We start from the raw sequence: 18,155 nt of genomic DNA on the forward strand, positions 1-18,155 counted from the left end.
TAGTTTTAAGTATATCAACGGACAAGCCTTTTGTCAAAATAATATTTTAAAAAATAAAATTTTCAGAATTTTTTATTATTCAACAGGCAGCTCGATCGATGTATTCCCCTCCCCACCTTGGTTATAAAATTGCGGAACTTCCCCTTGAATAATTTGAATCGCCACAGGAATATCGTTTTGAATCGTTGCAGTTTTTGTTGCGAATGGAATAATAATTTGCACATTTACTTCGATATGAATTGCTATTTCTATTAAAGCATTATTTATTCCGAACGGACGAATATTTTTATTTACATCCGAATGAACATCGCCAATGACATAAAAACGAACCGGTATACGCGGTCCTAAATTTCCTAGCAATACGTTATTCGTTGCTTGTCCGAGAGGAATGTAATAAATAATTCCTTTTTCCTTTTCTTTTTCAACTTGAACGTCAGGAAACTCAAGCGCCGATAATTTTCCTTCTGAAGCGGCTTTTAAATTTCTTTGTACACGATTTGTCGTTTTTGCTAATACGCGATTCACGACAGTCGCATTAAAATCGATGGCAGAAATTTTCCCTTGTCCATCTTTTTCAATTTTAATGAAATTTTCAACATTAAAATCATCTTCCGCAATTTGTTGACTAATCGCATTATTAATGACCAAGTTCGCTAAACGGCGCGTTTCTTTTTCGGCGATTGCCATAAGTGTCGGCTCGATTCCTCTATTAATAAACCAAAGGCTTCCGACAGTCGAAATGATAAAAAAAACAAACGTAATTAAAAAAATATAGCGGACGGGTAGCGGTTTTCTTCGTTTACGTAGTTGTTGGTACAACAAAAATCCCCCCTCTCACGCTATATGTATGCGATCAAGCAGGGGATTATTATTTTATTTCATAAGAAGCAAAGCGTCTTTTCCTTTCATTCCACGCGAAATACCTAATTGTTCAGCAGCGAATGTAACAGACTCAAGCGGTGCTTCTAACAGCTGGTCAATTGTTCGCACCCCTACCGCTCTTCCTGCGATAATGCCACGATTACGCAATTTTTCATTTAACAGCGCCACATCTAACGCTCCACACATAATATACCCTTTATCATTGGCAACAGCTAATAGCGTTGTTTTAGGCAATTGAACAGAAATAGCTGTAAAAGGTTCTCCGCTAATCCATAACGGTTTTACCTCAATCATATATTCACGCTCCTTTCCTTTATTCAATGTATGAATAAAGGAACGAAGGGTGCCTATTGTTGATACATGTTTTTTAACTTCCAAGCAAGCACATCACGCAACATTTCTGGCATATAATATTTCTTTTTCGCGCGATATATTTCGGGATATAAGTGACCAAACGTAAACATATCAATCGTCGCTACCGCATACGTTTTTTGCTCTTCAATTGGTTGATGATTAATGAAAATGCGACGCACATGTGCTTGACCATCAATCATTTGCTCTTTTTCAACAGTGATACGATCATACACCATTTGTCCCATCACTTCACCACGAAATCCGAATCCTTTCATCCGTAACTGTTTCATTTGTTCCGTTTCTGCTTGCAAAATGACTTCTTTTAATTCACTTCCACGCAAATATACTTTGCACGGATTAATCGGATGTGGACAAATGCGGTGAATATCTCCTGTTGTCACAATACCTTTCGGGAGCGAAGACAGTAGTACACCTGCATTCACCATCGCCACATCGCCTTCACACCATTCGTTTAACGCTTGAGCAAGAAGGGAAGCAAATGGTGACGGTGAAAACCAATCGATCGTCAGCGACTCAGGCAAATATACAATCGGTTTTGCCAGCGCATGAGTTGCTTGCCGAATCATATCATTTAACTTTTGCTTCGTTTCCTCGCATGCATATTCAAATGCATCCATATGTTGTACATATGCATGTGTATCAACTTTTCGACCGTTTTTATCGATCGTCAATGTTAAGCACCCAACATAATGTCCAAATTTTCCAGCTCCACAAAGCAACGTTTCATTCACTCGTTTTCCGTGTTCAAATACATGATGCGTATGACCACCTAAAATCGCCGCTAATTGTGGAAATGTTTCCGCCATTTTTTCGTCATCGTTTACTCCTAAGTGAGATAATAAAACGATCGCATCCACTTTTTCCGAAAGCTCTTCAATAAGTTGAGCAACCGTATCAAACGGATCGACTACGCGCCATCCAAGTAGCTCATAAAACGTCTGAAACGGCACCGTCACCCCAATAAACGCAACGCGAACGTGCCCAAACGTCATAATGACGTACGGCTTCATCCAGTGCGGACGATCTCCATTTTCATCAAAAACGTTTGCGACAATAACAGGGAACTTGGCATGTGCATATAACGTATTAAGTTGTTCGTGACTAAGTGTAATCCCTTCATTATTTCCGATTGTGACCGCATCGTATGCGGCATCGTTTAAAAGAATGACGTTTGCCTTTCCGTCTGACGCCTCTGTCAGCGGATGAAACCGATCAATAAAGTCACCGATATCAAGTAACACCATATGCTCGCGATTTTTCTTATGCCTTTTTCTCTCGTTTTGTAAATAACGAACAATTTTCGGCCATCGTTCAAAATGGCTATGCACATCGTTTGTATGATAAATATGTATTGTCTCCCTCAACGTCTGCAACACACCTTTCTTTTTACAATCCAAGCCCTTGCATCATTAAACGAACACCGAGTAAAATAAGCACAATTCGCAATAGCGTCACAACTGTTTTTCCTTTTAGTCTCCGATTAAGCCATGCGCCACATTTTGCACCGACCCATACGCCCGGAATGAGCGCAAATGCAAACGTCCATGCAACATTTCCTATAAACACATGAGTTAGTGAGCTAACAATGGATGACAAAAAGACGATAAACATCGATGTCGCAACGGCTACGTGGGGAGGAAACAAAAATAATAAAATCATCGCAGGCACCATGAGCGAACCGCCACCAATGCCAAAAAACCCGCCGACAAAGCCAACAATAAACGCAATGAGCGTAGCGATGAACGGATGATACCCGTACGTCACTTCCTCCCCTTCATTCGTAATGTATGTCCGTACAACAGGAAATGTGCGTTTTCTAGACGGAGATAACCGAGATTGAAACATAAGTAAAAACGAAACAGCAATTAAAAATAATCCGAAATAAAGCGAAAAATGTTGCATATGCACATGTTGATTTACCCATGCACCAAGCATTGCCCCTGGTCCACTACCGATGAAAAAAAACAAGCCGCTTTTATAGTCCACCATTTTATGCTTCATATATGTTAAAGTCGACGACAATCCATTAAAAATAATGACGACAAGCGATGTACCAACCGCCATTTGTGGTGAAATGGCTGGCAATACATGTGCGGTGCTTAAAAAAAGAAGCGCGGGAACGATAATGATCCCTCCCCCTAAACCGACAAGACTGCCGATCGTTCCTGCTAAAAAACCGACCACTAAAAGAAGTATGTATTCCATTTTCATCCCCCATTATGAAAACAAATCTAATTGTCGTGGCGCTAAGTTCGTATACTCAATACCTAACAACTGCAAAAACTGTTTTGCATTATCAGCGGCATCTCCACCCGAGTTATTGTTAAATAAGACGTAAATGTGTTCACATTTCGTTTGTAACATGCGAATATGCTGTACCCACTCTTGTAACTCTTGCTCGTTATATCGATATAAATAACGAACGGCACGCCAATTTTCATCATCTCGTTTATTCCAACCAGCTACGTTGCGTCCGTGTAGACGAATGAGCGTTTTATTTGGATCTGTTGGATGCAAAACAGTCGGTACCGATCCTTCCCCCGCTTGCGGTTCATCGCAAATGCTATGGATCCAGCGCTCTTCTTCCATAAAGCGCAACGTCTTTTCGTAAAACGGGGGCGAAAACCACGATTGATGACGAAATTCAAGTGCAACGGGGACATCCCCCATTCGTTCCCGACACCAACGTAAATAATGGACATGCTTTTTTTGACAGTCAAACCACGGTGGAAATTGAAACAACACCATCGCAAGCTTATTTGCTTGCTGAAACGGCTCAATGGATTGTAAAAATGCTGTAAACATCTCATCTTTATTTGCATACGGAATATCACCACGTTGATGACCCGTCATTCCTTGATACGCTTTAACGATAAATTGAAAACATTCCGGTGTTTCCATCGTCCATTTTTCAACGTTCTGGCGTGGCTGAATCGCATAAAAATACGCATCGACCTCAACGGTTGGAAAATGAGCGGCATACGCTTGTAACTTATCTTTTGACGCAAGCCGCGACGGATATAAACTGTCATGGTCGCCCCATCCCGTTAATCCGACATAAATCATATGCATCACCTACATTTATCTTACCATAACATACAAAAAAAGCCGATGATCTGCCGCACGCAGATCATCAGCTGTTGATTAACCAATACTACCTTCCATTTCAAACTTGATTATTTTTGCTTGTTGCATGAGAAAATAATACCTTACAAACGTTGATTTATCAAGGTTTTTCGATTTTTCTTAATCAAACAAAATCATAAACCACAATAAATTTGTGGGTGTTTTGTGGGTGCAACAAGGCGGAGCGATCCGCCTTTTGTTTAACCAAAATAAGCTATGGGACTGTAACAAAATTTTAAGCATATCGCAAAGGAATTTTGTTTCTTTCTGTCGAAAAGTTGTAGTAAAATTTACTTGTTTTTGGTTCATTACTTTGTTGATTTATCATAATTAGCCATAGATTATAGTATAGTTACTGAAAAAAGGAGGAATAATACATGTATGTAATCAATTCGAATTTTTCGTTAGTTAAACAAGTTGGGGATCTTTCCGAATCACGATTAAATGCATTAAAGAAAAATTTTTATGATATGTTTCCAGAGATAATTAGACCAAACGGAGAAACCCTCATCCTAAAAAAAGCAGCATCTGCATTAATTATATCAAATGATCGAATTGTTTTTGCTACGCAAGGAGATTTGAGTAATATAAATGGGGATAATATTGCTGAAATTTTGATTAAAGCAAATGAAATTCTTGAACTATCCCCAAACTCAACTATGGCTGTAACAATCGAAGCGATTGACTCTGTGAATCAAAACACTTTAGAAAAATCTAAAGGCTATTTTGGAGAATGTTCAGATATGCTAAGTGCTTACGGCATCGGATATCGTTTTATGGTAAGAAATGAAAATAAGTATCATGGAGACGTACACATAGAACCTTATATTAAAGATGCACAAAAAATTTTTTACCTTCTCAACCTTTTGTCGACTGAACATATACATTCTAATGAAGTACATGTTTTTATTGATGATATACTCTCTTTCCTTAACGAAAAAGTAAAAAGCGTTGCATCAAAAATATTTCTCTAACACATTAATAAGGAGTGGATTCAACATGAATCCTCTAGAAAAAAGAAAATTACTAAAAGAAGGATTCAAAATTCAAAAAAAACAGCAAGACAAACAAAAACGTAAACTCATCCATTTCAAAGAATTGGATATAAAGTTTGAGCAAGAAACTTTCGAATGGTATAAGAACTTGGTCGGAGGTGGGAATCATGAATAGAACCTCCATTTCTTTTGATATCCGTAAAGAAAACTGGAACAACAGGTTTCTTTTCCCAGATATCATATACATTGATACTTGTGCTATAATCGACATATTTATGCAAAGAGAGCACGGCTCATTAACTGAACAATACATTCACGAACTTATCAATAGGGATGGGATGATCACATGGTCACAGCATACTGTTAACGAAATAATACAATTTGTTCATGTTGATACGTATTCCAAAATTGCTAAAAAGAAAAATATAAAGGGAAACAAAACTTGGAAAATAGCAGAAAACATCGTCTCGGATGAAGAGTCTAGAAAAGCTGCTGAAATTACCATGAATAAAGTCTACAGAATCATTGAATACCTAGAGCAATTCGGAATGAAAACAGATGTGGACATAGCAGCTCCTCAGTGTGTAGAAACTTTAACCACTGAATTGTACTTAAGATATGGAGGCAATCAATATGATGCTAGACATGTTGCCATAGCAAATATATCAGGAGTAAACAATATACTAACACAAGATGGGGGATATTTACGCTATCCTTCGTTAAACATTTTTGGCGCAAGTAAGGAATTGGTGAGTAATTACAACATGAATCAATCACCAAATCCTTATCTTGATCTAACTAGGTCAATTTTACATAAAGAATTTAGAGAAGAACTTGATCGAGAAAACGCAAAGTAATCCCCTCTCATTTGAGGGGGACTGCTTCACCAAAATTTTCTGCCCAACCCGAATCAAAGCTGAGCTAAGAAGCTATTCCGCATCATACGGTCGGTATTTCTTACGCAATGCCTCAAGTTCTTTTTTCCTTTCTTCGATATCCTGGCGTAAAAACAAACTATCGCCACGTAGTTTTTTTATCGGATTTAACTTACCAGCAGAAATCATCTGACTAACTCTCTGACGTGTAACACCAAGAATTTCAACTACCTCAGAAGTCGTGAGGACTTCGTTTTTAATGAAGTCCTCGAGTTCTTTTCTTGATGTAAAATGATATTGCATATTAAGCACCTCATTTGCGGATATAGTTAATCAATCGATCGACTAGCGTCCATCCCCATAACGCAAGAGCCACTAGTAACTCTGGAATGGACCTTCATCTTTGATTGGGAGCTTGCGCTGCGGAGATTTGTAGTAACATCTCTGGTGGATGACGGTATTGATGATGTCGAGGAAAGCCTTATCGTCCGGATGGACCACCTCTGCATACACGGGGCATCTCAACCGACCGACAATCTCAAACATGGAATCGCCTCCTCAATATTTCATTCCACAAAAACAAAAAATCCCTGCCAAATGGCAGGGATTCAGACTGTTGACAAATAGTACACCTTCTGTTTTTCAACTCTCCTTAATCACTTATTATTTATTACACCTACTAATTCCTTTAGTGTATCATTAATTTGGTATAGCTGAAAACCTAAATAAAAGATACCTATTGCTACTAGAGCTAATACTAATATTAAACTTTTGTCTTGATTTTTCATAAATATCACACTTTTCTCATAAGGATTATTGAACAGGAGTAGTGTAGTCATAGTCAACATCTAATTTATGATAGGCTTGGGCTGTCATGTTTCCTGAAACTTCCGTGAAGTTACACCAATGTCTAATATCCATGGAAGCATATGTTCCAGATGATTTCCAAGAAGTTGTAGGTTTAAAGATGTCTCCGTTTTCTAAAGAACCTCCAATACCGTTTTTAATTTCCCAACGTCCATAATCGTAATTTAAACTACCTATTTCATCTACAGTAGGCTCTCCACCTAGGTCGAAAGAAAAGGATATTGACCAAGGGAATCCAATGCTAATGTTATAAGGATTGTCACTATCATCATCAGGATCCCAGTCATAAATATGGTCACTATCATAAGGAATATCGTGGTCTACTTTAAGGTAGTATGGATATCCCCCGTTATATCCCTGAATTTGCGTATAATCTTCTACGGTAAAGTAATCATACGTACCGTCCGATTCATCATAGCTTTGCTTTAAATACCAGTCCGTATATATTCTTCCTAATAATAAACTATTATAATATGCACTGGCTGAAAAAGTACCGTTACTTTTTACTATTTTAGAGTCTGCTTTGGCAGCATTTTTTCTTAAAAAGTTAAAGGACGTAATTCCCGGTTCTTCTTCTGCTGTGCTTTCTACAGTGATAACTAAACTATTTAAAATCTCTTGAATATAATGTTTTGTTGTTGGTGGTAATGTTCCATTTTTGCTTGACACATTAATGTCAGATACAAATAACTTTTGAGGAACATCTTTAATGGTATAACCAATGATGTCATGGACATCTTCATCTTTCCATGCTAAACTATGAGGATTTTCTTTTTTCGGGCCTTTTTGCTTCTCATTTCCAAAATGTACTTTCATTGGTTTACTATTTTCTTTGGAAGCGTCAATAGTTATTTCGTCTATATTGAGCAATTGTCGGTATTCATCAAAAGTTAACCCGCCATAAAGATAGACTTTTTTGCCGTCAATAAGAGCATCATGTAGGGCTTTTTGCAATTCGGGACTCTTTTTTACTTCATTAACACTATAAGCAATATCCGTAGATTCTTGATTAGTAACCTTATTTTCTTTATTTGCCTGTTTCCACTCTACCTTAATTTTTCCCTCGTTTAGAAATTGCTTTTCTTTGATAATTGAGTCGTCCTTATTGTCATTCTTCATACTTTTTATTACTGGAGTTATGTCTTCCGTAGAATAGAAATCCAACTTCCTTTCTTCTGCTTTAGTGCCAGCAGTGCTAGCATTAGCACCTTTTACATTGAGGGAATAAGGGCTCCATACAATACCAATAAGTAGAATAGTGATTAGTAAAAGAGTTTTTTTTCCTACCCATCCAACCAACCCCCTAGAATTTATTGTGTAATATGGATCCCATAACCTATGATAACATTTATATCAAAGATAATTCAATATATTTATTCTGTTTTTTTTTAAAATTACAAATAATATAAAATTTACGACGAAGTCAACAAGCTGAATCCCTGCCAAACGGCAGGGGAAATCAGACAATCACAGCCGAATATCCTTTCTTTTTCAGCTCTTCTACGAGCCGTTCGGCGTTTTTTCTGTCGGAAAAAGCCCCGACTTGAACACGGTATAATTTCTTTTCCTGCGTTGTTTTTTCTTTTGGTTGAGGTTCTGCTTTTTTCTTCAATCCGAATGCTTTGGCGATACCTTCGACATGACCATATGCAATCTGGAGAAGAAACTGTTCTGATTTCAATTTTGCTGCGTCGTTTGGGTTGTCAATGAATAGATTCTCTGTCAAAATGGCCGGCATTTTTGTTTTACGAAGTACCGCATAGTTTGCTCGTTTCTTTCCTCTATCTTTGACGTTGCCTATTGCACGCATAATTTCGCTGTGAATCACGTTTTGATACGCAATTGTCTTCGCGTCTGGATTGTTGAATATAAAAGATTCAAAACCGGTTCCACCGCCAGAGTTGATATGCACGCTCACAAAATAGTCAGCATTCAATTTATTAGCGATGGCCGCGCGCTCTTCCAGTTCAAGAAAACGGTCATCAACACGTGTAAGAAATACTTCTACTCCCTCATATTCGGTTAACATACGATGAATATGCTTTACAATTGCAAGAGTCAAATCCTTTTCTTTTAGACCATTTGCAACGGCTCCTGGATCAGTACCACCATGCCCTGCGTCAAGTACGATCTTCATCGTTTCTTACCCTCCCTCTAGAAATGTTCCTTTACTCTTTAAAAGCTTTCACGATGTATACTATATAAATCCAGTTTGAAATTCCAACATGTTTAATCAACCTGCATCCTTGTCTATACTGCTCCTAAATGAGTAAATCAAAGGAGCGGAAGAAGAATGAGGAAAAAAGGATTACAAATTACAAACGATCATGGTTGGACTATCGAACGTCTTCAAGAACAGGAACGCAAAATGAAAAAGGCGAACATGGCAAAACGAATTGCAGTCATTCGTCTGATTATGCAAGGCTATTTGGGGATCCAAGTCGCTGAGCTCTTGAATCTCCACCGTGAGACCGTTTCGATTTACGTGCAAAAGTTTAATCAAGGTGGGATGGATGCGTTATTAGAACGTCGATACGCCTCGGGCAGAAAGCCGTATCTATCTCCAGAAGAAGAACGGGAATTAAAAAAATGCTGGAAGAAAGCACTCCTGCCGATGAAGGATACGGCATTGAAACGGGCTGGAATACTCGGATTATTCAACATGTGTTAGAAGAGAAATTTTCTGTCACCATGTCCCGTGGCGGTATTGGTGATATGCTTCATCGATGGGGATTTCGCTATACACGCCCTACGTATACCCTCAAACAGGCCAATCCACAAAAACAAAAAGAGTTTCAACAGGAGATGGAACTCATAAAAAAAACTTGTCCGACAACATGGTCATAATCTATGAAGATGAAAGACATATTCGAGATTACCAAACCCTACGGGCCACATGGAGTGTTAAAGGACGTCAAAAACAAATCCCTACGTATGGACATCACGCAACCGTTAGCTTATTAGGCGGTGTGAATATCGAAACGGGAGAATTTCACCGTATGGAAACCAATCAATGCAATGCACAGGCTTTTCTGCAATTTCTCCAATACACCTTCTTGGACCAGTATCCGGATAAACATGTCGTGATGGTCTTGGATAACGCAAAAATTCATCGCGCCAAAATTCTTCAGCCTTTTCTACATGAGCACGAAGAACGGTTGACTTTGATATTCTTACCCCCGTATTCACCGAATTTAAATTTGGTCGAACGGATTTGGGGATGGCTGAAAGAGAGCGTGATTGCCAATCGGTTTCATGCCAATCGAAAAGAGTTGCGGGAATCGATTGTTTCGTTCTTGGAGCATCTCACTCAATTTCCAGAAAAAGTGCTCCAACGCATTGGACAGATAGTTATGTCGGAAAATTAATCTGAATCTATATAGTTTTAAAATAAAAACCTTGAAAGGCATAAAGCCAATCAAGGTAATATAATTTATTAGAAGCCTTCTTTTTGTTCCACTGATACATTGTATCTCAAATTCACAAATTACTTTAAAAGAAAGTTATAAATGGTATTTTAGCAAATACAAAATCATATCTCTAAACTTGTTACCTATTCTCTTCATCATACTCCAAAAATAGGTCTTGTAAATCTCCATTAATTGGTTCATTATTATCGTTAATTGTCACTTTAAACTCAATATCCTCTTCTCCTATTGATACTACCCCATCTAACACCCCTAAAATATTAGATACAGCATCCACTTCTACTTGTTCGATTATTTTAAATAATATTTCTTTATTTTTATCTGATAGTTCTGAATAAAACATCAATGCTTCTTTCCAATAGGGGTCTGTAACTTCATTAATATCAGTATTATTGAATATATCTCGATAAAAATTACGATTTTCTTTTATAATTGACTGATGTAAAAGTTTAACAAACTCTTCTTTATTCATATATCTCATCTCCTTCTCATCTCTGGATACAATTGTTTATTTAATTCAATTAATTTTCGAAGTTGAGAATTAGGAATGTCTGGATATACTCTTCTTAACTCCATTATATCTCTTGCTAATAATTGTCTTGCACTCTCAATTCCTTTTGAACTTCTCGAAACTATTCCCCTAGGACCTTTTCTTGTATGTCCAGCTTTTGGTACTAATATTGCTGGTGCATTATTTGGATCATAATTTCGAATGAATTTTTTCATAATTGCTTTTTGTCCAACATGATGTGCATCTAACCCCGGTACACCTTTTATTTCTTTATATAATCCTACACCATACTTACTAAATTTACCTGTATTTTTAACAAGTTTAAATTTTCCTCCACCAACAAAACCAATAGCTGCCGCAGCCGCGACGCCTTTCCATCCTTTCCCTGACTTGTATGCCTTATACCCATCATACGCCGCGAATCCCGCATTGATCGCCATCCACACAAAATGCCCATCCGGATCGACCAGCATCACCGGGTTGTTGTTCGCGTACGTATACCCGTTCTGCGTCAAGATGTCATCCGCATCGCCTGGGTCTGGGTCGAGCGATAAAAACACTCCGTGCGTTGGGTGGTAATAACGGGCCATGAGGTAGTACAATCCCGTCTCTTCATCGTATTGGTATCCGGCGTAGCGATATGGGTTTTCGTCTGCTAGGACGCCCGTTTGGGAACGAATTTGGCCCCATGTGTCGTACTCGTAACGAGCCACTACGTTTCCTTGCGCATCGGTTAACGCGATGACATCGCCATGCGCGTTGTAGTGGTAGAAGTACGTCGCCCCGCCCTTTTTCATCGCCAATAGCTGACCGTTTTCTCCGTATATATACGATCTTACCACATTTCCGCTTGCATCGGTTTCATACAGAACGTTTAGGCTGTCACCTTGGTAATGGTAGTTCGTAATAACACCATTCACATTCTTTTGAATACGGCGACCGTCTTCATCATATTGGTACGTCACAAACGGCGTGCTTTCGCCTTTTCTTGTGATGGAGACAAGCTGGTCGGCTTCGTTCCATTCATATTGGTACTCACCATCTTCGGTCCGATTGCCGTTCGCATCGTACGTGATCGTTTCATCGCCGAAACGAACCAACTGATTCGCCGCATTATAATCGGCCGTCGTCGTCGTGGATGATCCCTCTTTCGTTTTCACGATTTTCGTCCGGTTCCCGAATCCATCGTACGTGTACTCGATCGTCGTTCCATCCGGCCATTGCTCTTCCACTAGTTGATCTAAGGCGTCATAACGATAGAGCGTCTTCGCGCCGGTCGGGATGGCGATTTCTGTCCGATTGCCGTTTTCGTCATAACGGTACGTTTCCGCCAATAACTCGGTTCCATCTGCCGTCCCCACTGACAGACTTTTCACCAAGCCGCGGTCATCATACGTGAAGGTGGCTCCCGCTCCGTTTCCTGTCGTGAAGGTGCGAACGTTTCCTCTCTCGTCATAGTCAAAGCGGTACGTATACGTTCCATCTTGGACGACTGTATTTTGATCCAAGGCATTGTATTGGTATGTGACTGTTTGGCTAAACGATCCATGGGAGAACATAAACTGTTGTAATTTATCCGATGTCATCGGATAGGTCCACTTTTGTAATCCTCCGCGGTCGGATTGTTCAATGACACGATTCGCGGAATCAAATTTTCTTGTCTTGGTCGTACCGTCTTTTAAATATTGTACAGAAAGTTCGTTTCCGTTTTTGTCGTAACTAAATTCGTAATACGGAACGTTGTTGTAAGAAATCGTTTTGACCCTTTCCGTTCCGTCATACGTCCATTGAATTGTATTTCCTTTCGGCAAGACGGTTTTCATTTTATTGCCGTTCGCATCATATTCATTGGTGGTCACATCATTCAGCGGACCGACGGTTTTAATAAGTTTTCCCATCTTATCATAAGAATAACGAAATTCTTGTGACTGACCGCCACTCGTTTGAATGACTTTGGAAGTCATATTGCCATTCGCGTCATAATCGTAGTTGACGGAAGTACCGTTCGCTAACAACAGCTGTTTTAAGCGATCCGATAAATCATACGTGTACTCTTTCTTGTTTCCTTTCTTATCGTACTCGCTTAACAGGTTTCCTACGGCATCATAATTCTTTTTCGCCACATAGCCTTCTTCATCCACTTTTTCCGTGACATAATTTCCGCTTGCGTCATACTTGTTTTTCGTTACAACGTTGCCTTCCATCAAGCGAATGGCGTCAAACCAGACCGTTCCTGTGTAGTTTCCACGGAACATAGCGGATACGTCCACCTTGTCAATCGGCTTCGACGGATGGATCGAAATAGCCGCACGATTCCAATCTTGCGTGCCGATCGGAAAATCAGCGGTATACGTTTGGGTCGTTCCATCCACAAAGTATACTTTAGCCGTAATGGAATAATCGCTTGCACTCACGGTACCGTTGGCTTTGACATCCTGCGCTTTGGAAAGACCTGTGAGTGTCAGACGAAGCGGCGTATCACTTGAAGTTTGCCCTACGATCACCGTCTGCTTATATTCACTAGCTGATTGTGTGGTGCTAGTTCTCGATATTTTGAGAGAGTAAGCCCCGTCGAACCACTCCGTATTATCTACGCTTCCTCCTGTTCCACTCCAATTCGTGGTGGTTCCTTCAAAACTACTATTTACAACTGGGTTGTAGCTGGAAGAAACCTGCGCTTCTTCCAATTGAACATTATCAAACCAGGCTTCTCCGGAAGCATCTGGAGACTTATGATCGACCTCTAAATAGACGCGAATTTTGGCTGCATTCGAAGGAGTGGTAAACGTCACTTGCCGCTCTGTCCAAGGTCTTGTGCCTACCAATTGACTATAACGATTGTCCGTCCAAGAAATTCGACGATTTTGGCTATCTAAAAATTCAACATTAAAGAACGCACTGGCTTTCGTTAAATTTGTTTTGATTTTTCCACTTAATGTGTATGTCGCATTCGGTTTTACCGCAATTTCTTGCGTAGCGGCCACATAACCGGCTTCTGCACTAGGCGACGTCGAATTCACTGTGATTTTTAACGTTTTTCGTCCCGTCAACCCATTATAAACATTCGTATCTTCCTGTAACTGCCCGGAATCATACGAACGAAGCACAGTCCAAGCGGTCGTTCCCTGTTCAAAGCCGTGATTAGAGAGTAAATTGGTCGCACTGCCCAATGCGTCACTTTCTTCAATCACATTTCCATAGGAATCGTACTTCGCTACAGAAGACGTTTTTCCCGATTGATCGGTTTCGGATACTGGATTTAAGCCATCATACGCAACCGTTGTCTTGTCGCCTTCTGTATCTGTCATGGAGATGACATCGTTATTTGGATTATACTGGTAGATTTCGGTCCCATAGCTATCCTTCGCTGTTAACACATTTCCATTCGCATCGTACGTATATGATTCCGTCGGTGTAGTGGCCCCAACATCATTCGGATCGTATGATTCCTTTAAATTGTTGCCTTCATACACATATTTCGTTGTAATATTTAAGCCGCCTACGTCATCCACAACCTCAATCGGGTTACCAGCCTCGTTGAAAGTATATTGAGTTTTGCGGCCATTCGGCTTTTGTATGAGCAATCGCCGTTCCGTTGGATCATAGGTCAATGTGTATACATGGCCTTCGGAATCACGTACTTGACTAAGCCTGTCGCCGTCGTACACGAACTGATTGACAACTGGCTGATCCTCCGTATGTGTCGGCTCGAATACTTTGACTAGACGATCAATCTCATTGTATTCATATCTTGTCACTTCTCCGCCCGCCTGAGTCACCGTCGTTAACAAATCATTCGTGTAGCCATATGTCACCGTCCGATTCATCGGGCCTATGATTTTTTCGATCTTTCCGTCTGGACGATACTGAATGTCTAATTTTCTTCCCGATGCGTCCGTAATCGACGTAAGCTTTCCATTCGAATAACCGTACGTCGTTGCGTTTCCATGACCGTCGACCATTTTGGTTAACTTGCCATCGCTTTTATTAAAATACATTTTCGTTTGATCTTTCGATTTCACGATCCACTCAGTGGCGGTCTCGCTTAGCTCCAAATAAACACCGGTTGGCGCTTGGTATGTTCCGTCGGCTCGTTTCATAAATATGTGAAGCGTCCCGTCTTCATCCGTCAATCGCGCTTCATTTCCTTGCGCGACGATATTCATTTCCGCATCGCTGTGCCAGCCTTTTCCGAATAAACCGGTCCATGGAGACAAGCTATTGTAGGTTCTGGATAGACCAAGTCCTAGCCCCCTACCTGAAATCGAAACATCTTGTTCATCTATCATGAGATTACCCGTAGCGGCATTCACGCTGCCATACGGAACATCAATGATGGACCAGTACTCCTCTTTTCCTAAATATTCATTCGCCCCCGGAATGTTCACCGTCAAGGCATTGCTGGAAAATACCGTTTCCCCATCCGCATTGTAGGCGCTGAGTCGGAAGTAGTAATGGGGGCTTGTCGCGTATTTGGTCCCCATTTTCGCATACATTGGGGAAGGATCTTTCGGAAGTTCCAATCCTTGTCCATCATGATGCAGCGTTAAGGTGCTGGAATCCCCTTGTTGGATTTCCTCCGGCGTTGGCCAAATTCCTTTGTTTTGCGTCGTCCAATGGTCCACGTCTCCTACATCAAATGCTTCATAGTAAAGTCCATTGAAAATCCACACTTTATACCCTGTCGCTCCAGGAATCTTATCCCAGTCTAACATGACATAACCCGAGTTGCTCCCCGATTGATTGCTGTAAGCAAATCCGGAAGGCGCTGGCGGCACTCGCAAATCCGGAATACGAGGCATATACGCATCCGAAAAGACGGTTTCCCCTTGAGAGTTATAGGCGCTTACTCGAATCCAGTAGTTGGTAGCCGTTGCATATTTCGTTCCCGCATTAGCATAGACTGGAGACGGGTCAACAGCTAATTCTGTGCCGAGACCGTCATTTAAATGCAACTTATATCTACCTGCTTGAATTTCCGTAGAGGTTGGCCAATACTTTTTGTTTTTCGTTGTCCAAGAAGTGACGTTCCCGACATCTAACGATTCATAGTAGGAACCGTTAAAAATCCAAATTTTATACCCCGTCGCTCCACTCACAGGATTCCATTTGAAATCGATATATCCTGTTCCGTTTCCGTTTGTATAACTTACCCCCATCGGAGCAGATGGTTTTGCCAAATTCGGAATGGTCGGCATATACGCGCCTGACATGGCGCTTTCGCCTTGAGGAAAAATCGCACTGACTCGGAACCAGTAGTTCTTGCTGTTTGGATAACTTCCGCCTGAATTTCGATAGACTGGGGAAGGATCGACAGCCAACTCCGTCCCTAACTGATCTTGATGCAGATCGTATCTTCCAGCACTAATTTCAGAAGGGGTCGGCCAAATTTTTTCCCTTTTGTACTCCAGGAAGTAACATTGCCTACATCAAACGCTTCATATGATTTCCCGTTATAAATCCAAACTTTATAACCCACAGCGCCAGGAACCCGATCCCATGATAAATTGATATATCCTGTGCCATCCCCATTACTGAAGGCCGTTCCTGTTGGCGTATCGGGAACTGGTATCGTATACGTAACAGACAAATATGGTTTATAACTGCTGTTCGTATTGGAAACAACTTTTTTCCAATACGTTTGTCCATTTCCATTCGTATGGAGTTTCAATCCATAGTTTGGTTTGGTCCCTGATGCCCACGCTTTGACGGTGTTCGTCACATCAAATTGCGCCCATTGGTCTCTTGCCACATCGACTTTACCAATGTTCGTGGAAGAGGGTTTATTATTCCATGTTAAGGTGCTCGCAGACCATGAACCATTGACCGCATCTAACCATAAGCCGGTTGCTGTTGTTGCATAGTATGAGTGTGTCACATACACGTTGAATGTGGCACTCGTCACATTCATATTTTCGATATTTGATGTATCAGGATTTAAAAATCCGTAACAAGTCCCTGTCGTTCCATCATAATAACCGACTTTTAACACATATTGTCCTTGCGCCGAATCCCATTTACTTGATGCAGAACCATAGTTAGTCGTCGGGTAGGCGCTCATGACAAATGCATCGGTAGCAATAGCAACAGAAGTGCTAGGGTCAATATAAACCGGATAGACGCGCTTCGGATCTTTCAACCACTGCGGATCAGCTTTAACCGTTAAAATATACCCTTGATCATCCTGTTGAAGTTCGTATGTTACATTTTCCGAGCGCTGTGCTTCTCCCGAGTGTTCGTCGATATTCGAATCGACCATAAATGGTTTAGGGAGTTCAAATACTTTTTCATTTTCTTTGTTTGTAAATAAAATCGATCCATCGTCTTGAATATTGGCATGCAAATCGGTTTTCAAACGAAATTTGAAAATGTGATAGCCCGTAAAAGAGTGAAGAACTAAATCTTCTTTCGTTGATTCGTTAAATACGATATTTTGCAAGTCTATATTTGGAAAAATATTTTTATGCACAATCTTATTGTCTTTTTTCTTATAAATAGCGGGAACATCTTTCGCTTGAATCGGCTTCAGTCCATTCCCTGATGCTTCTAAAATAGAATAAGAAATGGAATATTCATTATACAGAAATTTTGCATATTCTCCATCCACCATTTTCTTGTAAAAACGAGGTTCCAAAATCGTATTCTCTGCTTGAACATGATTGGGATGGTCGATGAAGAAAGTGGAAACTTCCTCAAATTGTTTTTCGTTCTTTTTCTTAATATGAATCGGTTCAAAGAAAATTTTTCTGGTAAACGTACCATCACCATTGTAATACACTTTCGTATTCTCTGTTCGTTCCCCTATAAGCTCTCCCGGCTTCAAGTTGATACTGGGCGCTTCTGGTACTTTAAGAGGTGATTGTTTCATCGCATTGTCAGATTTAGAATAGACGAACTCCGCCAATCCCTCCATAGGAATACTCGTAAAAACTAATAAAAATACTAACCACCAAACAAACCATGTTCTTAGATGCCTCATGTTTTCTCTCCTTATCAATCCTAAGTTGTCTAATTCGAGCTGCATGAGGAGATTTTATGCTATAAAAAACATACTCGCAATATTTTTCGACAAACAAATTTCGTCATTGTTCGACAG

The 18,155-nt window shown here is 40.2% G+C and carries 16 protein-coding genes and 1 pseudogene; 6 read left to right on the forward strand and 11 right to left on the reverse strand.

The window, feature by feature from the left end; translation table 11 throughout:
• Positions 1–75: 75 nt before the first annotated feature.
• From yunB to ASC42_RS08880, 5 genes are read right to left on the reverse strand one after another with little or no spacing between them, the layout of a single operon-like run.
• Positions 76–822, reverse strand: coding sequence for a sporulation protein YunB (yunB, locus tag ASC42_RS08860; RefSeq protein ID WP_055441451.1), 747 nt, complete (start codon positions 820–822; stop codon positions 76–78).
• A gap of 51 nt (positions 823–873) precedes the next feature.
• The gene (locus tag ASC42_RS08865; RefSeq protein WP_055441452.1) at positions 874–1,176 is read right to left on the reverse strand and encodes a YunC family protein; all 303 of its coding nucleotides are present in this window, start codon (positions 1,174–1,176) and stop codon (positions 874–876) included.
• Between the two features lie 53 nt (positions 1,177–1,229).
• Positions 1,230–2,621, reverse strand: a complete 1,392-nt coding sequence (locus tag ASC42_RS08870; protein WP_055441490.1) for a bifunctional metallophosphatase/5'-nucleotidase — start codon at positions 2,619–2,621, stop codon at positions 1,230–1,232.
• A 22-nt stretch (positions 2,622–2,643) separates the two neighbouring features.
• Positions 2,644–3,462 (reverse strand): sulfite exporter TauE/SafE family protein, encoded by an 819-nt coding sequence (locus ASC42_RS08875; protein ID WP_055441453.1) that lies wholly within the window; start codon positions 3,460–3,462, stop codon positions 2,644–2,646.
• A 12-nt stretch (positions 3,463–3,474) separates the two neighbouring features.
• Positions 3,475–4,323, reverse strand: a complete 849-nt coding sequence (locus ASC42_RS08880; RefSeq protein ID WP_055441454.1) for a DUF72 domain-containing protein — start codon at positions 4,321–4,323, stop codon at positions 3,475–3,477.
• Positions 4,324–4,760: 437 nt separating this feature from the next.
• On the opposite strand from ASC42_RS08880, the gene ASC42_RS08885 reads away from it, so the two are divergent.
• From ASC42_RS08885 to ASC42_RS08890, 3 genes are read left to right on the forward strand one after another with little or no spacing between them, the layout of a single operon-like run.
• A complete protein-coding gene (locus tag ASC42_RS08885; RefSeq protein ID WP_055441455.1) occupies positions 4,761–5,357 on the forward strand; it encodes a hypothetical protein in 597 nt (198 codons plus the stop codon).
• 25 nt (positions 5,358–5,382) lie between these two features.
• Complete coding sequence (locus ASC42_RS13930; RefSeq protein ID WP_156332293.1) at positions 5,383–5,553, forward strand: hypothetical protein; 171 nt, start codon at positions 5,383–5,385, stop codon at positions 5,551–5,553.
• The gene (locus ASC42_RS08890) at positions 5,546–6,235 is read left to right on the forward strand and encodes a hypothetical protein (protein WP_055441456.1); all 690 of its coding nucleotides are present in this window, start codon (positions 5,546–5,548) and stop codon (positions 6,233–6,235) included. The genes ASC42_RS13930 and ASC42_RS08890 overlap by 8 nt, the downstream gene beginning before the upstream one ends.
• A 72-nt stretch (positions 6,236–6,307) precedes the next feature.
• Here ASC42_RS08890 and ASC42_RS08895 read toward each other — a convergent pair whose 3' ends face one another.
• The 4 genes from ASC42_RS08895 to ASC42_RS08910 form a co-directional block, all read right to left on the reverse strand.
• Positions 6,308–6,556 (reverse strand): helix-turn-helix domain-containing protein, encoded by a 249-nt coding sequence (locus ASC42_RS08895; RefSeq protein WP_055441457.1) that lies wholly within the window; start codon positions 6,554–6,556, stop codon positions 6,308–6,310.
• A 72-nt stretch (positions 6,557–6,628) separates the two neighbouring features.
• The gene (locus ASC42_RS14065; protein WP_167338107.1) at positions 6,629–6,799 is read right to left on the reverse strand and encodes a hypothetical protein; all 171 of its coding nucleotides are present in this window, start codon (positions 6,797–6,799) and stop codon (positions 6,629–6,631) included.
• 267 nt (positions 6,800–7,066) lie between these two features.
• Complete coding sequence (locus ASC42_RS08905; protein WP_055441459.1) at positions 7,067–8,419, reverse strand: hypothetical protein; 1,353 nt, start codon at positions 8,417–8,419, stop codon at positions 7,067–7,069.
• 160 nt (positions 8,420–8,579) lie between these two features.
• A complete protein-coding gene (locus tag ASC42_RS08910) occupies positions 8,580–9,257 on the reverse strand; it encodes an N-acetylmuramoyl-L-alanine amidase (RefSeq protein ID WP_055441460.1) in 678 nt (225 codons plus the stop codon).
• A 156-nt stretch (positions 9,258–9,413) separates the two neighbouring features.
• Here ASC42_RS08910 and ASC42_RS14235 point away from each other — a divergent pair, with 156 nt between their 5' ends.
• Genes ASC42_RS14235 through ASC42_RS14245 form a run of 3 tightly spaced genes read left to right on the forward strand, consistent with a single transcriptional unit; the run spans position 9,414 to position 10,488 of the window.
• Positions 9,414–9,791, forward strand: coding sequence for a helix-turn-helix domain-containing protein (locus tag ASC42_RS14235; RefSeq protein ID WP_235607733.1), 378 nt, complete (start codon positions 9,414–9,416; stop codon positions 9,789–9,791).
• A complete protein-coding gene (locus tag ASC42_RS14400) occupies positions 9,710–9,967 on the forward strand; it encodes a helix-turn-helix domain-containing protein (protein WP_342413234.1) in 258 nt (85 codons plus the stop codon). Before ASC42_RS14235 ends, ASC42_RS14400 begins: the two co-directional genes overlap by 82 nt.
• Positions 9,853–10,488 (forward strand): IS630 family transposase, encoded by a 636-nt coding sequence (locus tag ASC42_RS14245; protein ID WP_342413235.1) that lies wholly within the window; start codon positions 9,853–9,855, stop codon positions 10,486–10,488. The genes ASC42_RS14400 and ASC42_RS14245 overlap by 115 nt, the downstream gene beginning before the upstream one ends.
• A gap of 181 nt (positions 10,489–10,669) precedes the next feature.
• Here ASC42_RS14245 and ASC42_RS08925 read toward each other — a convergent pair whose 3' ends face one another.
• Positions 10,670–11,020, reverse strand: coding sequence for a transposase (locus ASC42_RS08925; RefSeq protein ID WP_006324125.1), 351 nt, complete (start codon positions 11,018–11,020; stop codon positions 10,670–10,672).
• A gap of 389 nt (positions 11,021–11,409) precedes the next feature.
• A pseudogene (locus ASC42_RS08930) lies at positions 11,410–17,318 on the reverse strand (DNRLRE domain-containing protein); the annotation flags it as partial.
• Positions 17,319–18,155 lie beyond the last annotated feature (837 nt).

The organism is Anoxybacillus suryakundensis, from assembly GCF_001418025.1.
In the GTDB taxonomy this organism is placed as follows: Bacteria; Bacillota; Bacilli; order Bacillales; family Anoxybacillaceae; genus Anoxybacillus; species Anoxybacillus tengchongensis.